The sequence below is a fragment of the Ulvibacter sp. 2305UL32-6 genome, from assembly GCF_058148545.1.
This window is the reverse complement of record NZ_JBYVKA010000005.1, coordinates 150,626-168,391: the sequence shown is the minus strand read 5'-3', so window position 1 is coordinate 168,391 and position 17,766 is coordinate 150,626. Positions and strand designations below refer to the sequence as shown.

Genomic DNA, 17,766 nt, shown 5'->3' with positions numbered 1-17,766 from the left:
TTTTTTAGTTTTATTTATTCTCAAGTAATTCTGTTAGCACTTGTTTAAACACATCGATAGGTTGCGCACCGGTCACCGCACTTTTTCTGTTGAAAACAATGGTTGGTACAGAATTTACACCTAGACTTTTCCAATAATCTTCCTTGGTGCGAACTGCGCTACGGGCATTGTCATCATCAAGTTTCGCTAAGGCTTCTTCAGCATTTAGGCCTACGTCAAGTAAGGCTTGTTTTAAAATTGCTCTTTTGGAAACGTCTTTACGCTCACTAAAAAAGGAAGCGGTTAGACGCATTTTTAGTTCGGTTTGTTTACCAAAATCTTTTGCGTACTCCAGTAACACGTGAGCGTCAAAGGTGTTTGCCATGCGCATATTGTCAAAATAATCGAAGGTAAACCCAAGTTCAGCACCTGCATCTATCATGCGCTGCTGTGATTCTTTTTGCTGGGCTAAAGTAGTACCATATTTTTCTGCAATATGCTCTTGTACGTTCTGTCCTTCCGCGGGCATATTGGGGTTGAGTTCAAAAGGTTGCCATTCAATCTCAATTTGATCTTCTATGCCTAATTCTGAGATGGCTTTTTCTAGCCGTTTGTAACCAATAGTACACCATGGGCAAACCACGTCGGAAACGATATCAATTTTTAATTTATCAGTCATATTTTGAGTTATAGCTTTTTTTTTAAGATAAACCTTCCGCAGAAAACGGAAGGTTTATTGCAATCAATTGATTAATCAATCAAACAAGAGGAGTATTAGACTCCTACACTTTCTTTAGACCAAGCAAATTTTTGAAAGGGAGCATCCACAGGTGTGTTTGCGATATGGTTTACGTAGTTACTTATGGTTTTTTGTGCTAGTCCGAGTATAATTTCTAATACTTGTCTTTCTTCGTAGCCAGCCGCATAAAACAAATTGAGGTCTTCTGCAGTTACATGTCCGCGATTGCGAACTACGGTTAGAGTTAGGGTGCGTAAGGCTTCTAATTTTGGATTTTCTAGCGGTGTTTCGTTACGGAGCGCTTCAGTTATAGCATCGTCTACTTTCATCATTTTAGCAATACCAGTGTGCGCTGGCACGCAATAATGACAAGCGTGTTCTACGTTGATGGTTTGCCATACAACGGTTAATTCCTCATTGTTGAATGAAGATTCAGTAAAAAGCTTGTGCAATGTTTGATATGCTTCTAAAATTCCTGGAGATCCGGCCAATACACCATGTAAGCCAGGGATCATTCCGTTGGCTTTTAGCGATTGCTCTAATAATGCTTTGCTCTCTTGGGGCGCCGTTTCAAGGTTGTGAACTTTTAAAGTTGTCATAGTATTTCTTTTTTATTTAAGGTTATTCTGAAATAACTAAACGATAGTTTAGTTATTATTTAAAAAAAATGTTTATAAATTTTTGAAGGTCATTTCAATATAATCTTCAATTTCTTTTTTACTGTTTACTCGCGTTGCAGCGGCTAAACCGTGCTTGGCTACTACTAAAAAATTGGCTTGTTTTAATATGGTATCTTCATCTTTAGTAGGGTCTATCTTCAACTTTTCGATGAATAGGCTTTTTAGATTATCCATAAATAAGGTCATCTGATCATTAATTTCTGAATCTTCCCTTTCTGAAAATTCATTATAAGTATTTGTTACCAAACACCCTTTTTCAAAACCATCTTGATATCCTATATGAACCGAATCATAAAAAAACTGTTTGATGTCTTCAACACCGTTGGACGCTTTTTTGAACTTATCAAACATTTCTTTAGTCTTCGCTTTATAACTTTTTAAGCTTTCTAAAAAAACGCCATGTTTACTCCCAAAACTAGAATAAATAGAAAATTTATTGATGCCCATTTCTTTTTCAAGCATTTGGACTGAGGTATTTTCATATCCATTTCGCCAAAACAAATGCATTGCTTTTTCAATAACCTCTTCTTCTTTATATTGTTTCTTTCTAGCCATTAATTCTAAGTACACAACAAAACTAAACAATCGTTTAGTAATAATGTTTCCGTTTAACGTTTTTTTAATGTTTTACCAAAATATAAGATGTTCTGCCTTTTCTTCTGAAATATATTCTGCGATTTTATAGCATAATATATTTACTTTGAGTCTATCGATAAATACTGCCGAAAGCAACGCTTTACTGTCTTAAAGAATCTAACGCCTTCACAGGAATGCGCTGTTGCATGGTATCTATGTTGATCGAGTCTGTTTCCGTAGGTGGAATAACATCAATGTCCTTTCTATTCGGGTAAAGATCTTCATCGGTTAATCGCTCTGAAGCCTTCCATGTTTCGCCCAATTGATTTAAAATGGTTTCTTCCCAATTAGAAGGATGCTTTGCATCAACCCAGATCACATCCCGATACTCGGTATCAACCAACGCGAGATCGGGCGTAGCCGCTCCGTCAAATTTCTTACTATCATCGCGTACCGCGGCAATGGTGCTAATTACAAACAAACGTTTTCTGCCGGCTATTTTCTTTACGAAGGGTCTAAATTCTACCGGTTTATTAACCGACCAATCATATTCTTTTCTCGATTCAATAACTTTTAATGGCATCGCCGAAACGCCCGCTAACCCTTCTTTTTTCGCCCCGTGATTATAATAATATACTTTGTCGGTTCCGTCAGCTGGAATGAGTACGCTAAAAGATAAGCTCGTACGTTCTTCGCCAATAGGCTCGAGTCCGAACCAATGATGAAGCCCATTGTTTGCATCTATATTCATTCCTGTAAAATCGAAATCGGTTACAAAGGGTTGCTGATTCTGATCATCTTTTAAATCGGGGATCTTAACGGCCGTTTCCATATTCCACGGAAGCGGATCGGTAAAGCCACCTAAAAATTGCAACGACTGTGCTTCGAGGCGTGAAATTTGTTCCGCGAGGGTATTTTGACGTGTTAAAAACGGATGATTCTCTATTTCCGAAGGAGGTATGTAGGTACCTTTTCCTATGGTAATTCGTTCAAAATAATCTCCTACATCGTGGATGCCTGGTTCAATGACCATGACACCACCATAAGATGGATAGGGGAAGAAAAAGCCTTTCCATTTGATCAAGCTTACCACTTGTACCCAGCGACCACTATCGTCTTTCATATAAAAAACCTCACTAGGCTCCATCGTGAAGAGTTGAAAAAAGTTAAAACGTTGAACTACGGCATTGTAGGTATTTCGGCTAAACGCGAGGGATTCGCCAATAGAAAATGTGACAGGAATCCGGTTGGTGTCTGAAAACCGTGGAAACGGGGAGGTGCTTTCCACTGAGAAAATTTCTTCCGTATTATCATTCATACGCTGCCAACTGTACTCTTTGGCAGGTTGCACAGCCATGGTCCATTGGTTGGTGCTATCAACGCGAACCAGTTGCGGTGGTGATACTTCCTGTGTTTCGCCAATAGATTCATAGGCCATGGTAACAATATTATTATATGGCTGAATACGCTCATTGCGGGTAAGTGGAAGTTCTTGAAGTTCTACAAGATTCAGGTTGTTAAATACATTATAGGTTTGCATGTATTTATACAATTCTATTTTCCATCCGAAGAACCAGCCGGTGGCAAAGAATGCTAGAATTCCGAGAAGAATAAGGATGCGTTTCCCACTATTGGCAGCACTTCGGAACTTGGTTAGGGTAAATCCTAAAAATAATCCGGCTAGTAGGATCATAAAGATATACTTCCGAAGAAAGAGTAAGGCAGGTTGATAATCATCTCTAAGAAAAAATAAAAGCAATACAAGCACGATCCCGCTAATGATCACAATTCGCTTTTGCTTACCACCTTTTTGCCAATATTTTTTTATCATGTTGATTCCTTTTTGCTCGTTACTCTAATTCAATATGCGCTTCAATCTGTTCTTATTCAAATTCAATAAGGCCATTACCAATTGGGATTTCATTCAGCCTAACATCATCGTTTGTCACATCTTTTAATTCAAGTTTTTCACTTTCGAAAATACGATTCATGTCTTCCGAAGTAAATGATTTCAACATTTTATACTTTTCAAATGCATAAGGAATCCCTTCTCCACCCAAGGTCATTGGGCTATCGGTTTCCAAATGAAAATGGAGGTGAGGATCGTCTGAGTTGCCACTGTTTCCTAGTAATCCAAGTACTTGTCCTTGTTTGACTGTATCGCCAATTTTTACTAAAAAGCTCTTCGGAATGAGGTGCGCATAGACTGCATTTGTGTTATCTCCTATGTCTAAAACCAAATAATTACCGCAAATAGTTTCGCGATCGATTTTTATATCAATTTGCTTCGGAACGTTGTCTGGAATACCATCTTTAATTTCTTTGACTACGCCATCGGCAACGGCAAGTAATTCTTTTCCGTAGGTTGGATAGCTTTCGTTTTTTTTAAAATCACCATTTACAAATGTGCCGTCGTCCTCAATAAACGCCCAATCTATCGCATATCGCTGTGGATACGAAGGTTTTCCTTGTGAAATAAACCTGGAGTCTTTGTGACTTTCTGCCGAGTAAAACCATTTTCCTTTATTAAAAGGAAGACCTAACGTAATTGTTGTAGGATCTGGAATTTCCGTTATGGCTACTTCAAAAGGAACATCCATAACGTTTCCATTTTTATTGGAAATACCTACAAATAAACGATGAAATATACTTTTTGGAACGTCGTCAGCCTTTTCAAAGGTCATTTGAAGTGTCGCAACTCCTTTTCTTCCGGGTTCAATGGAGATGCTGTCCAATTCGTTTCTATTTCCTAAGAGATTAAAATGATCCTTTAGGTAGTTCTTGTCAAAAGTGAGTATTGGTGTCTTTTTAATATCAGCATGAAGCACTTCAATTTGATTCAATGTCAAACTACGCTTGTAATTATTTACAATGGAGAGTTCATACTCGATTACAAATTGGTTATTTGATTTAAATGGCGGACTCACAAACTCAGCTTGAGTTTCAATAAGTTCAATACCTATTGGCGAAGGTTCTAGTTGTAAGAAATGTTTCTCTTGCTTTTTTGCTTCATTCAAATTAGCAGTTTTATCACATGCAAATACGAGAGCTAAAAGGGCAAGAGCAGTTGCTGTTTTTACTAATTTCATTTGATTATTTTTTAGGTATTAAAATTTTAATCGTTTTATTGGCTTTAAGCATTTACTTGATCATGCCTTTATCCTTAAAACGATCGCGCGCACTTTTTTTAGTGGGTTCGTCTTTTTTAAGAGGTTCTGGTTCGGCCTGAGTAACATCATCCTTATCAAACCGATCTTGAATATCTTCGGAAATATCCTCCACGAAATCCTTGCCTTTATCAAATGCTTTGGAAAGATTTTCTTTTTTGGTGCTTTCTTTAGCAAAAAGGAAAACGGATGCGATATAGGTTCCTATAAGAATACCTACTACGGCGGAAGCAAAGAATTGTATGAACGACATATCAATAGGGATCACAAAAGTTATAATGCCGCTAACCACGACCAATAACAAGGTGATCCATACAAGACGGATTAGTAAGTTTTGTTTGTGAATAAAACCCTTTTGGTCTTCGGGCTTCATTTGAAGCTCCTTTGAGTGCGTTACTTTATTAAAGAAACGATAAATGGTGTTGTTTTTTGATTCTCTCCAATACCAAACAATTCCGAAGAGAATGGCTAGAATAAATATGATAATTTCGAGTGTCATATGCCTTATTTTAAGTGTGCGATTCGTTTTGGTTAGCCTCTAAGATACAATCAATTACCCAATTTTGATAGCTCGTATCCCAGGTTTGATATTCCTTGTAAAAAGTACTCTTATCATACCAAAAAAGGTGAACGGGATCGAGGGGAGCCAATTTTACTAAAAGTTTCCAAATTAGATCTTTGTGTTCTTCTTCCAAAGAAGAATGGGGCTGCTGTAAAGCCTTTAAATAAATAGGATCAATATAGTCTGCCTGCTTGATCGCTTTGTCTATAATTAGTTTCTGAAAATACAATTCGGGCCCAGTTATTTTCTTTTGAATGTCAATATCTAAAGTGTTCAAATATTTCAGAAATAAAAAATGGCTCGATAAAATTTCTTTTAAAGGATGTTCCAGATTTTTAATATGTGTTGCAAACAAATGCTTTTTAACACGATCAAATCGCTTGCTCTTAATTGATTTTTTAAGATCACTTTCAAGAATAAGATGATCAATCAATGTAGGTATGAGTTCGTCATGTTCAATATGAAATAACATAACGTCTACCGAATCATTTTTAATTGCTTGATTAAATGTTTCCTTAGATTCAAAAATAAGAATGTCCTTGATAAAATCTTTCAGCACAAAAACGCCGCCAAAAGCCCTCGTATAAAAGGAACTTACTTTTAGCGACATAGGCTGTAGATCTAGTTTTCTGCTACGCAAATCACCATATGCTTTGGCAGATTCGAGAATTTTATGATGCAAATTACGATCAATAAAATGGTTGCCCTTGTTAAACTGATCGATCAATGCCAGTTGTTCGTCTTGCTTTTTATCTAATTGGTGAAGTAACTGAAATTGGATACTAATGGTATTGTATCGAAGCAGATCAAAAGCCTCATAAAAGGCATCGATCTTTTGATCTAAGTGAACACAAAGAGCCGAATCTTTAGTAATATCTCGAATAGGTCGTTCATATGCTACAAAAACAGCGTTCATAAGGTCGCGATCAAAACTATGTGACGGCATATGTGAAGGCTTACCTTGCTGAGATGGAGAGAGAATAATGGCATTAGTGTTGGCCTCGCCGGTATTTAGATAATAATTCTCTTGTTTTTCTTCGGCAATTTCAGGACTCCAGCCCATAACGTCAATAGAGAAGTCCGAAAGCGAGGTTGGTGCAACGCCCAGCATAGCCAAGCATTCGTTATAGCGTTTTGCCAACGAACCGGTCACGCGTACTAATGCGCCTCCAAATAATCCTGCATCCTTGAGTTTTTGCATGTTTATTAATTATTTTCCATGATGCGTCGCGCTTCCATCTGAATCTGCATATCGTGCACGCGACCTTCAACTTTACGTTTAAAGTCGGTATCTGCAATGGTGGCAACATTGTCTAAGTAGCGAACAACTTCCTGCCTTCTGATGTCACTAAAATCAAGGCCTTTCATGTTTTGTTTCATCAAATCCTGTAACATTTTATACTTTGTGTCGTAATCTTTTTTAAAGTATAGTAACGGATCTTCAAACCAAGCTTCGGGAAGGTCAAAATCGGTTAGGCGTAACGAAATGGCACTCTGAATATTCCGAATATCTCGAGACGAGAAGAAAGGAAATTCTTTCTGAATGTTTTTATACAATTCAGCATAAAATAAATGCTCGTCTGTTTTGTATGCAGCTTCGGTCTTTTCATAGATCTCGAGCACTTTTGCTTCGGAAGGCTTTTCATTTACATTGAGAATTTCACCTAAATTCTTTGCAAGGCCTTGAGCCGAAAGAAAATCATAATCTTTCGGGTTTTTCATTTTTACAAAATCGGGCATGGTTTTTTCGAACTTACGCCACCAAATATAATCTTGATCAATAAAATCAGGGATCGTTTGAGCACCGTCAATTTTAAAGCGGCCCTGCACACGATTGATCACCGCCTTGTCGAGCATTTCTGGTAAATTGGTAAAGAGTCCGATGGAACTGTTTCCGTAGTTGATTGCGTAAGCACCTTCGGTATACCGAAGAAACACACCAATGACTTCTTTAACACCTGCTGAAACACCTTGTGCGGTTCGTTCCTGTAGATTGTTTTCGGCATCATCAATGGGCGCGAAAATAAGTTTTGTGGGATCTTGCAAAGGTTTCATCCATTGCACCATTTTTTCGGCAGAACCTCCTTGAAACGTAGATATTAACGTGTCTGGCATGGGATGAAATAAAAATGGAATATCTAAAACTTCACAGTGTTTTTTGAGTCGGGTAGCAATTGCTGCGATCAACATACTTTTACCCGTACCTGGAATTCCGTAGCCCATAAAAACCGGCATAAATCCGCCGAGTTCTAGAAATGGATTCTTTTTGGCGGTAAAATCGTAGCTCAACATCCGTTCCGTAAGGCGACGCGCAAAGTGTTTTGCATCGCGATTTCCCACAATTTCTTCAAATTCAATCTTATTGAATTCAACACTTTTGGCGGTACCTTCTAATACGTTTTCCCAGCCAGCAACAGCGAAATCACTTTTTTCAAGTTTGTATGTTCGGTCTGTAATGGTCTCAGTATAGTCTAAGGCAGCTATGCGTTGCTGAATTTCCGCAACAACTGCTTGGAAAAATACAGCCGTAAAGTTAACAACATCGGCATCGCTCGTGATGATCTCAGGATGATTGAGATACTTGTCATAGTAAAATAACATACACGAAACCCCTTTAAGTGGCGACATAAGCGATAATTCGGGAATACCCGCAAACTTATTTTTCATGACAGATAGATCATCACTTACGGCGTTTTGCAGATCAAATAAAATGCGATAGGCGGTTCCGTAGAGCATAAAAGCCGTAGCCGTTTGCATCTTCGCGTCAAATTCGTGTCTTTGTGGCCCGTCTAACATATCTTTACGTTCCTGCAAATGCGAAAAGCCAGATGAGTCGTAGTAATTATCTTTAAGCCAAATTCCCATGGTGAGTCCTTCTTGCAACGCAAGCAGGGCTTGATTTAGTTTTAGAGGGATCGCAACCGAATCTGGGAGTAATCGTTTTTTAAGGGCTAAAATGGTTTTTGAAACGGAAACTAAATTTCCTGAAGAATTACCGTTAGCCTTTGAAAGATAGAGTAGGATAGAGGTGTCTTTTTGATCTTTATCTCTACTTTTTGCTTTGCTTCCCTGTTCCCATTGTACGCCTTTTAAGTATGAAGTCGCTTCATCGCGAAGGGCTTCAAGTTCATTGTGTTTTATAGGAAAAGTACTGTTGTGTTCCATGTTTATTGTTTTAAGGCAGGAATTTCTATGGGGTTCCGCGTGAGCGCATGAATTGTTTCCGGAATGGTATCATACAAAACTTGCATGGCACGATGCGAGGTCAATAAATAGCGTTCAGGTTTTTCTTCATTCCATACTTGTAAATGTTGCTTGTTAAAGAAACTTCCCTCGGTGAACGATCCAGTTGAATTGGTTTCGTCAATTTTTAAGGTAATGGCATACGAAGTAAGATCTAAAGTCTTGTCAAATATGGCCTTTAGCAAGGTGTGCGTAATTTCCAATTCGTCTTTTGCGAAGACGTTATGCAGTGGTCCTAGATCAATTTTTCTCAATTTCTTCGGAAGTACCTTCGGAAGTTTTTTATCAATGGCGAATGCCATCATATCGAGACTCATGTCCCTATCGGCTACTGTTTCTAACACATCGTAAATTTGCTCGGTATACTCAGAAACTTCTGTGTTATGCATGTCAAAGTACATAAAACAGATAAGCGGTCTGTTGTGAGCAATGTCATAAAATGCCCAGCTTACCATAAATTGAGCACTGTCGTCCATTTTATTTGGTGTTATCTTTCCTTGGACAAAACGCTTAAAAATATAGTTTTTCTCTACGGAAGAATAATACACAATAGATGATGCTTGGTGTAATTTTCTATCTGAAATAGGCTGTCGATCTTTGATCAGCGTTTCTAGAAATTCAGCTTTGAGTTCTTCCACCTTTGGAAGTTTACTGATATGTTCGTGCTTTAGTTCCAGATCATTTAATAAATACCGAAATTCAAGAAAATTGGGTAAACCAGATTCGGTTAGATCTAGGCGCATTTTTTCTTCATCGTCGAAGAGGTATTTTAATCGGAATGCTTCGAGTGAATAGGTTATTAGTTCACAGTATTGTTCAATATACAGCGCTTCCGCTTCATTGCAGAGTTGCTGCTTGGCAATGCGATCTACCAAATGCTCAAACGCATGTTGAATGATACTAAAGTAGGTCACGTACTGCTCCTTTGTTTCCAGTACGGCACTATCAAGTGGTGTAACGATGTTGTTTATGGACAAAGTTCTGTGATTTAATGAGCAGAATTAATATGTGATCATAGGGCTCGGTCACCCTTTTGTTTGGCTGTGGTAAAACGCCTTCCCTAATTAAGGGAGGGCGTTTTCTATTATAACTACTACGATTACCCTAACAGATCATCCTCAGCTGGTGGTGCAGGTGGTGCTGGAGCATCTTTCTTACCATCATCACCCTTAGGCGCAGGTTTGTTCTTGTCGGCATAGTATTCTTCAAAGATCTCTTTCATGTCAATACCATAGCGATCTGCAAAATTCTTTTGAATTTCTTGATCTTTCTGACGAATTTCTTGAAGCGACTCGGCATAACTTCCGTAGACACCCTGCATCACTTTTTCGTGTACAGGAATATTGTCCATCATCTCCTGGCGCGCTTTTGCACTCGCCGAATGCATTGCTGCAAGCGTTACTCCAATGTGCTCATCAGTTTTTACACCCAAATGTTCTAAGATCGCGGCAAATTCTTGGTCGGTACGTGCTTTTAAAGCAACTACATAACCGTCGTAATATTTAAGACGTTCATCAGTATCACTTTTTAATTTAGCACGATGTGTTTGTAAGTTACTTCGTAAGGAAGTAAGTACTTTAATGGTAAGATTATGCTTATGTACAAAGCTGTCTTTACTTGCAGCCAGTGTAGTGTAAGCATTTTTTAGACCTTCTAGTTCTTCCACTTTTTGCTCGATGGTAGTTACTTTTCCAATGGCTTCGGAATAGGCAGTAGATTGTTTGTCTGAGATCTCTTCCAACTCTTGACGCGCTTGTTTGAGTAGGGCGTATTGTTGTTCGAGTTCTGTTTCGGTTTCTTTCTTCTTTTCTAAAGCTTTGGTATGATTTTTACTGGCTTCTACGATAGCTACTTGTAATTTTTCTTCAACCTCTTTGATCTCAACTTCACGATTTTTTAAACGTGTTACGGCTGCCTGACTCTTATAAGATAGTTCATTTAGAAGTGTTTTAACGTCGGCTGTTTCAATGCGTTCCTGAAACATCTGCTTTGCTTTCATGTCTGCGCCATCACGTAATTTTTGTGCTGCAACCACCTCTTCCTGGCTTTTTCGAATTTTCGCTTTACGACCCCAAAGGTTATTCCACCAGTTATCTTTTACATTTTCGGCATCTTCAAGTTCCATTTTTGCACGCTCTAAAGCTTTCTGTGCACTGTCGATCACCTTTTGCTCATCGGCATTAAGTGTTGAGAACTTTTCAAAAATGATTCCTACCTCGTCTTGGTAGTCGGTTAGGTCTTTGATGGCATCGAGTAGCGAAGTTCGGTCTTTTTCGGCCATTCCTACTACATCATCGAGGGTGGCATTCAATATTTTTTGGCGTGCTTCTGGATCATCTTCTTGAGCAAGCTTCGACTTCATCTGGTCTACGGCTTTGCCCCAGTTTACGTCTACTTTTTGGTTTTTTTCGGAGGCGTCGGTTTCTAGTAAATCGAAATCATCAGACATAGGTATGGCTATATTAAGTGTGTTGAACAATAAAATTATGGAGTGTCAATTTCGGTAAAAAATTTGAGTTTGAAAACCCAAATCTGAAAAGCTTTGCATGATTAGTCGCAAGAGGTTATTTTTTGTTACAATTTCTTCGGAAATGCCCGAGCTCGCGAGAGCGATTGAGGCTTTGTTGGAGCTCTCCAGACAATGTTGTCTGGAAGCGACTGCCGAAAGCGCGGCCCAGACCGAGCCTTGCGAGGGTCTGCGGCTCGCCCTAAAAACAAAAAACCCGACAGCTGCCGGGTTTAAATAAGTTTACTAAGTTAGGTTTGTTAGTCTCTTAATAACCCTCTTGAGATCACAATTTTTTGGATCTCTGAAGTTCCTTCGTAGATCTGTGTGATCTTAGCGTCACGCATCATACGTTCTACGTGGTATTCTTTTACAAAACCGTTTCCACCGTGAACCTGCACTGCTTCTACTGAAACGTCCATGGCCACTTGCGAAGCGTATAATTTTGCCATAGCGCCGCTCATATCATAATTGTTGCCTTGGTCTTTGTCCCATGCAGCTTTCATGACCATATGACGTGCAGCTTCAATGCTCACGTGCATATCGGCTAATTTAAAAGCGATGGCTTGGTGATTGCAAATTTCAGTCCCAAATGCCTTGCGTACTTTCGAGTAATCTCTAGCCAATTCGTAAGCGCCAGAAGCGATTCCGAGGGCCTGCGCAGCGATACCGATTCGTCCGCCAGCCAATGTTTTCATGGCAAATTTAAAACCGAAGCCATCTTCACCAATTCTATTTTCTTTAGGCACTTTTACGTCGTTAAAGATCAGGGAGTGGGTGTCACTTCCGCGAATTCCCAATTTGTCTTCTTTTGGTCCTATTTCAAAACCTTCCCAACCTTTTTCAACGATAAAAGCGTTGATTCCTTTGTGCTTTTTTTCTTTATCGGTTTGCGCGATAACTAAATAATAATCGGCTGTACCGCCGTTTGTGATCCAGTTTTTTGTTCCGTTTAGGATGTAGTGATCGCCTTTGTCGATCGCAGTAGTTTTCTGTGAAGTTGCATCACTTCCAGCTTCTGGCTCACTCAAACAAAAGGCGCCAATAGACTCACCTGTTGCTAATTTTGTCAAATATTTTTGCTTTTGTTCTTCAGATCCGTAGGCTTGTAACCCGTAACATACTAATGAGTTGTTCACTGAAACGATCACAGAACACGAGGCATCTACCTTGCTGAGTTCTTCCATGGCGAGCACGTAAGAAACCGTGTCCATACCGCCACCGCCGTATTTAGGATCGACCATCATTCCTAAGAATCCAAGTTCGCCCATTTTCTTTACTTGCTCTTTCGGAAACTCCTGTTTGTTATCACGTTCGATAACCCCCGGAAGTAATTCGGTTTTAGCAAAATCACGTGCTGCGTCACGTATCATTAAATGTTCTTCGGAAAGACTGAAATCCATAGCAATTATTATTTATAGGGTGTTTTTTTTAAGTCGTGCAAAGATAGCTTTTTTCATTTCAAAACTCAAATTGCGAAATCTGAATTAAACAGTGCAAAATACTATCTTTGAAAATAGCTGTTTTTTAAATTACTATGAGCAATAAACAAACATATCACGTGCTAGGTGTGATGAGCGGAACCTCTCTTGACGGAATTGATCTAGCTGAAATATTTTTTGAATTTTCTTCGGAAGAAGGCTGGTCTTTTGCCTTCGGAAGTTTGGAAACTGTTGCTTATTCCGAAACATGGCGATTGCGATTGAAAGAAGCGGTTTCTTTTTCCGAAGAACAATTGCAGCAACTGAATACCGATTATACCAAGCTGCTTTCCGAAGTGATCAACACCTTTATCGCTTCCAACGACATCAAAGATCTAGATGCGGTTTGTAGTCATGGACATACTATTTTGCATCAACCCGAAAACGGATTGACGCTGCAAATTGGAAACCTACCGGAAATAGCGCAACAGATAAACCAAACGGTTGTTTGTGATTTTCGCGTCGCTGATGTGGCGCTTGGCGGACAAGGAGCGCCTTTGGTTCCTGTTGGCGATAGGCTGCTTTTTGGTGATTACGACTATTGTCTAAATCTAGGGGGTTTTGCCAACTGCTCTTTTGAGCGCGATGGAGAACGTATTGCGTATGATATTTGTCCTGTAAATATTGTGCTCAATCCTTTAGCCGAAGCCTACGGAAAGCCTTATGATGATGGTGGAACCATGGCACGACAAGGAAAATTTAGTCTGACTTTGTCTTCTGCCTTGCGAGAAATACCCTTCTATAAGCTACGCCCGCCAAAATCGTTAGGGTTGGAGTGGGTTCAGAATAACTTTTTACCAATTCTCAATGATAGTCGGTTTGGCGATCAATATAAATTACGAACCGTTACAGATCATATTGCTTCGGTGATTGCTAGGCAATTTCAGAAAGGATCAAAAGTGCTCGTTACAGGTGGAGGCGCTTATAATACGTATTTGCTCGAAAAAATAAAGCAATCTAAGGATGTAGAGTTGGTTGTGCCTACTGCGTCAATGGTTGAGTATAAAGAAGCTTTGATCTTTGGTTTGTTGGGTGTGTTAAAGCTACGCGATGATATAAATTGTTTGGCCACTGTTACAGGAGCAAAGCGAGATCATTCGTCTGGGAAGATCTATGCACCAATATAATTTTCTCTTTAATATTACTATTTCTATAAAACGGCAGTAATTCTATATGAAGGGTAAAGGATGCTTAAAAGTATCTTGATTATAGCGGCTGATTCTTTACATTTGAAAAATGATCTATTATTTACTTATTGCCTTGCAATTGTATTGTGCTTATCATGTGTATTCCACGAAAAATAATGCGTATTGGTATTTGGCAATAATATTGGCGCCGGGAATTGGATCTGCTATTTATCTGGTTACACAAGTCTTTACAAAGCGAGATGTTGACAAGGTGCAGCAGGAGGTAACTGCAGTTATAAATCCTACAAAAAAAGTTCAGAATCTTGAGAAGAAAGTCGCGTTTTCAGATACTTTTCAAAATCGATTGGATCTGGCTGATGCCTATATGGAGTTAAACGACTTTGCGAATGCGGTGTCACATTACGAAACAGCATTAAGCGGAAGCCATCGTGACGATTTTTATGGAAATGCTCAATTAATGCAGGCATTGTTTTCTTCAGAAAAGTATGCGGAAACTGTTGCAGTGGCCAAAAAAATTGAGACTCATAAAGAATTTGAAAAATCACGCGGGAATTTTTTATACGGCCAAGCATTATTCAAATTAGGGGAAACAGATAAAGCTGAAGAAATTCTTCGAAAGATAGATCGGCGGTATTCAAATTACGAAGAGCGACTTGTTTTAGTAAAATTTCTGGAAGACCACGGAAAGCGCGCCGATGCTGTGGAGCTCTTGGATAATTTGGTAGAGGAAGGGAATAATCTCACAAAACCGAATCAGAAAAAATTTGGAAAGACCTTTCTCGAAATTCGGAGGCTACACAAAGAGCTTCAAAGTTAATGGAAGAGATAGAAGAAGGTTATGCTAATTATTAGGCGTCTCTTGCGTTCTTTAGGGGGCTTTTTTTTGCTAAACGATACTTTTGTCAAATTTTACTTAAAATCAATCTAAACCCTTTTTCAATTTTTTATATTTGTCGTGTTATTCCCAAATTAGAATTTGGAGAGTTGTAACTAATCTACTACATGAAAGAACTTCTTAAAAAGTACGAGAATAAAGAACCCGAAATTGTTTTTCACTGGAATGACCCCGAAACCGAAGCCGAAGGCTGGACGGTTATCAACTCCTTGCGAGGTGGTGCTGCTGGCGGTGGAACACGTATGCGTGTTGGTCTAAATGAAAATGAAGTGTTATCACTTGCTAAAACCATGGAGGTAAAATTTACCGTTTCTGGTCCTGCTATTGGGGGTGCAAAGAGTGGAATTAATTTCGACCCTAGTGATCCGCGAAAAAAGGGAGTCTTAGAGCGCTGGTATAAGGCGGTTTCGCCCTTGTTAAAGTCGTATTACGGCACAGGTGGCGATCTAAACGTAGATGAAATTCATGAGGTGATTCCAATAACAGAGCAGAGTGGCGTTTGGCATCCGCAAGAGGGTGTTTTTACAGGTCATTTTGCGCCAACTGAGGCAGACAAGATCAATCGTATTGGTCAGTTGCGCCAAGGTGTTATCAAAGTATTAGAAAACACCAATTATTCACCCGATGTTTCTAGAAAATATACAGTAGCCGATATGATAACCGGTTACGGGGTAGCCGAAGCAGTTCGTCATTATTATGATATTTACGGTGGAAATGTAGTAGGAAAGCGCGCAATCGTACAAGGCTTCGGAAATGTGGGAGCTGCGGCCGCTTATTATTTGGCCCAAATGGGAGCTAAAGTGGTTGGAATTATAGACCGTGTTGGTGGAATTATAAACAAAGACGGATTTACATTTGAGGAAATTAAACAATTATTTCTTCAGAAGGATGGAAATACCCTTGTTGCAGATAATATGATGTCGTTTGAAGAGATCAATGACAAAATTTGGTCATTAGAATGTGAGGTATTTGCACCCTGTGCGGCTTCCCGTTTGATCACACAAGACCAGATATCGAGGATGATCGATACAGGGCTGGAAGTGATTAGCTGTGGTGCCAATGTGCCTTTTGCCGATAAAGAAATTTTCTTCGGAAGTATTATGGAGTCAACAGACGAACGTGTTAGTTTGATCCCCGATTTTATTAGTAACTGCGGGATGGCACGTGTTTTTGCCTATTTTATGGAGCGAAAAGTACAAATGACCGACGAGGCTATCTTTAACGATACGTCGATCACCATAAAGAATGCAATTCAGAATACATTCGACAATAACAGCACTAAAACAAATATTAGCAAAACTGCCTTCGAAATTGCTTTGAAGGAGTTACTATAAGTAATAATTTCTCAATTTTTGGGTCATAATAACCTCACACTATGGAATCAATTATCATCTTAATTTTTGTCATTGGATACCTTTCTATAACGTTAGAACATCCCTTAAAGCTAGACAAAACGGTACCTGCACTTATCATGGCAGCGCTTATTTGGGCTGTTTTAGCCGTTGGGTTTCATGCAGGTTGGTTTGATGTAATAGACACTCATGAAAGAGCCTTCAATTTTTTAAGCGGTGGTGAGGTGGCCTCGGAAGGATTCGAGAATACACTCTTACATCACTTAGGAAAAACTGCTGAAATTCTCATATTTCTTATTGGAGCCATGACTATTGTCGAGATTATCGACCTCCATCGTGGTTTTGAGATCCTTAAAGGAGCTGTAAAAACAAAGAGTAAGCGAAAACTCCTTTGGATCATTGGGATCTTGGCGTTTATTCTTTCAGCGATCATCGATAACCTTACCGCAACGATCGTATTGATTACCTTATTAAGAAAGCTTATTGTAAAACGTGAAGATCGCCTTTGGTATGCCGCGATGGTTGTTATTGCAGCCAATGCTGGTGGTGCTTGGTCACCCATTGGTGATGTTACTACAACCATGCTTTGGATTGCCAAAAAGGTAACCGCAGCAGGATTGATCGAATTTGTAGTATTGCCATCTATCGTATGTTTTGTATTACCGTTCTTAATTGCAAGTTATTTACCAGCTTTTAAAGGGCAAATAGAGGTTGATAACACAGAAGATGAAGATGCAGAACGTTTATTAAGTAGTAAAACTATGCTTTTTTTAGGGTTAGGAATGATCGTTTCTGTTCCGCTTTTTAAAACAATTACACATCTACCACCCTATGTTGGGATGATGTTTGCCTTAGGGATTGTTTGGTTGGTTTCAGAATATATCCATCCAGAAGAAGATTTTAGCAAAGAAAGAAGACATTTATATTCGGCTCATAAAGCGTTATCACGTATCGAAATTTCTAGTATTCTTTTCTTTTTAGGAATATTGATGGCGGTAGCTGGATTGGAAAGTTTGGTATATGGCGTTGCCGAAAATGGCGACCCGGTGGGAACCCTTCGCTATTTAGCTGAGGTATTACAGGCTGCAATACCAAACCAAGATATTGTGGTTATTCTACTTGGAATCTGTTCAGCAGTTATTGATAATGTACCGCTAGTAGCAGCTTCTATAGGAATGTACGACAGTCCAACCGATTCGGTGCTATGGCACTTTATTGCCTATTCTGCAGGAACAGGTGGAAGTATGCTTATCATTGGTTCTGCCGCTGGTGTAGCTGCTATGGGGATGGAGCGAATCGACTTTATCTGGTACCTTAAAAAAATTGCTTGGTTGGCTTTCGTTGGTTTTATCGCTGGTGCTGGTGTTTTCTTGCTTTTCGAGCGAGTTATATTTCACCATGCCTAACAATTTTAGCCGCCAAATCTCGTTATTGACCT

At 39.2% G+C, this 17,766-nt stretch carries 15 protein-coding genes; 4 read left to right on the top strand and 11 right to left on the bottom strand.

Features of this window, described 5'->3' with window-relative positions:
* Positions 1-10: 10 nt before the first annotated feature.
* The 11 genes from ACY2RU_RS15710 to ACY2RU_RS15660 form a co-directional block, all read right to left on the bottom strand.
* Complete coding sequence (locus ACY2RU_RS15710; protein WP_490139433.1) at positions 11-658, bottom strand: DsbA family oxidoreductase; 648 nt, start codon at positions 656-658, stop codon at positions 11-13.
* A 95-nt stretch (positions 659-753) separates the two neighbouring features.
* Positions 754-1,317, bottom strand: a complete 564-nt coding sequence (locus ACY2RU_RS15705; protein WP_490139432.1) for a carboxymuconolactone decarboxylase family protein — start codon at positions 1,315-1,317, stop codon at positions 754-756.
* A gap of 72 nt (positions 1,318-1,389) precedes the next feature.
* On the bottom strand, positions 1,390-1,953 hold the full coding sequence (locus tag ACY2RU_RS15700) for a TetR/AcrR family transcriptional regulator (protein WP_490139431.1): 564 nt from the start codon (positions 1,951-1,953) through the stop codon (positions 1,390-1,392).
* 181 nt (positions 1,954-2,134) lie between these two features.
* Positions 2,135-3,805 (bottom strand): hypothetical protein, encoded by a 1,671-nt coding sequence (locus tag ACY2RU_RS15695; RefSeq protein WP_490139430.1) that lies wholly within the window; start codon positions 3,803-3,805, stop codon positions 2,135-2,137.
* A 52-nt stretch (positions 3,806-3,857) separates the two neighbouring features.
* Positions 3,858-5,063: a M23 family metallopeptidase gene (locus ACY2RU_RS15690; protein ID WP_490139429.1), complete on the bottom strand. Its 1,206-nt coding sequence runs from the start codon at positions 5,061-5,063 to the stop codon at positions 3,858-3,860.
* A gap of 52 nt (positions 5,064-5,115) precedes the next feature.
* Positions 5,116-5,640: a hypothetical protein gene (locus tag ACY2RU_RS15685; protein ID WP_490139428.1), complete on the bottom strand. Its 525-nt coding sequence runs from the start codon at positions 5,638-5,640 to the stop codon at positions 5,116-5,118.
* Positions 5,641-5,650: 10 nt separating this feature from the next.
* A complete protein-coding gene (locus ACY2RU_RS15680; protein ID WP_490139427.1) occupies positions 5,651-6,904 on the bottom strand; it encodes a DUF6638 family protein in 1,254 nt (417 codons plus the stop codon).
* 5 nt (positions 6,905-6,909) lie between these two features.
* Positions 6,910-8,868 carry an AAA family ATPase gene (locus tag ACY2RU_RS15675; RefSeq protein WP_490139426.1) on the bottom strand — a complete coding sequence of 653 codons (1,959 nt, stop codon included), beginning with the start codon at positions 8,866-8,868 and terminating at the stop codon, positions 6,910-6,912.
* A gap of 2 nt (positions 8,869-8,870) precedes the next feature.
* On the bottom strand, positions 8,871-9,923 hold the full coding sequence (locus tag ACY2RU_RS15670; RefSeq protein ID WP_490139425.1) for a hypothetical protein: 1,053 nt from the start codon (positions 9,921-9,923) through the stop codon (positions 8,871-8,873).
* Positions 9,924-10,045: 122 nt separating this feature from the next.
* Complete coding sequence (locus ACY2RU_RS15665) at positions 10,046-11,395, bottom strand: microtubule-binding protein (RefSeq protein ID WP_490139424.1); 1,350 nt, start codon at positions 11,393-11,395, stop codon at positions 10,046-10,048.
* Between the two features lie 317 nt (positions 11,396-11,712).
* Positions 11,713-12,855 carry an acyl-CoA dehydrogenase gene (locus tag ACY2RU_RS15660; RefSeq protein WP_490139423.1) on the bottom strand — a complete coding sequence of 381 codons (1,143 nt, stop codon included), beginning with the start codon at positions 12,853-12,855 and terminating at the stop codon, positions 11,713-11,715.
* Between the two features lie 134 nt (positions 12,856-12,989).
* Between ACY2RU_RS15660 and ACY2RU_RS15655 the strand changes: the two genes are divergently transcribed.
* From ACY2RU_RS15655 to nhaD, 4 genes are all read left to right on the top strand, one after another.
* Positions 12,990-14,060 (top strand): anhydro-N-acetylmuramic acid kinase, encoded by a 1,071-nt coding sequence (locus tag ACY2RU_RS15655; protein ID WP_490139422.1) that lies wholly within the window; start codon positions 12,990-12,992, stop codon positions 14,058-14,060.
* 109 nt (positions 14,061-14,169) lie between these two features.
* Entirely contained in the window at positions 14,170-14,898 is a 729-nt protein-coding gene (locus ACY2RU_RS15650; protein ID WP_490139421.1) for a tetratricopeptide repeat protein, read from the top strand.
* Between the two features lie 185 nt (positions 14,899-15,083).
* A complete protein-coding gene (locus ACY2RU_RS15645) occupies positions 15,084-16,310 on the top strand; it encodes a Glu/Leu/Phe/Val dehydrogenase dimerization domain-containing protein (RefSeq protein WP_490139420.1) in 1,227 nt (408 codons plus the stop codon).
* Between the two features lie 41 nt (positions 16,311-16,351).
* Positions 16,352-17,734, top strand: coding sequence for a sodium:proton antiporter NhaD (nhaD, locus tag ACY2RU_RS15640; protein ID WP_490139419.1), 1,383 nt, complete (start codon positions 16,352-16,354; stop codon positions 17,732-17,734).
* The last annotated feature ends 32 nt before the right edge of the window (positions 17,735-17,766 follow it).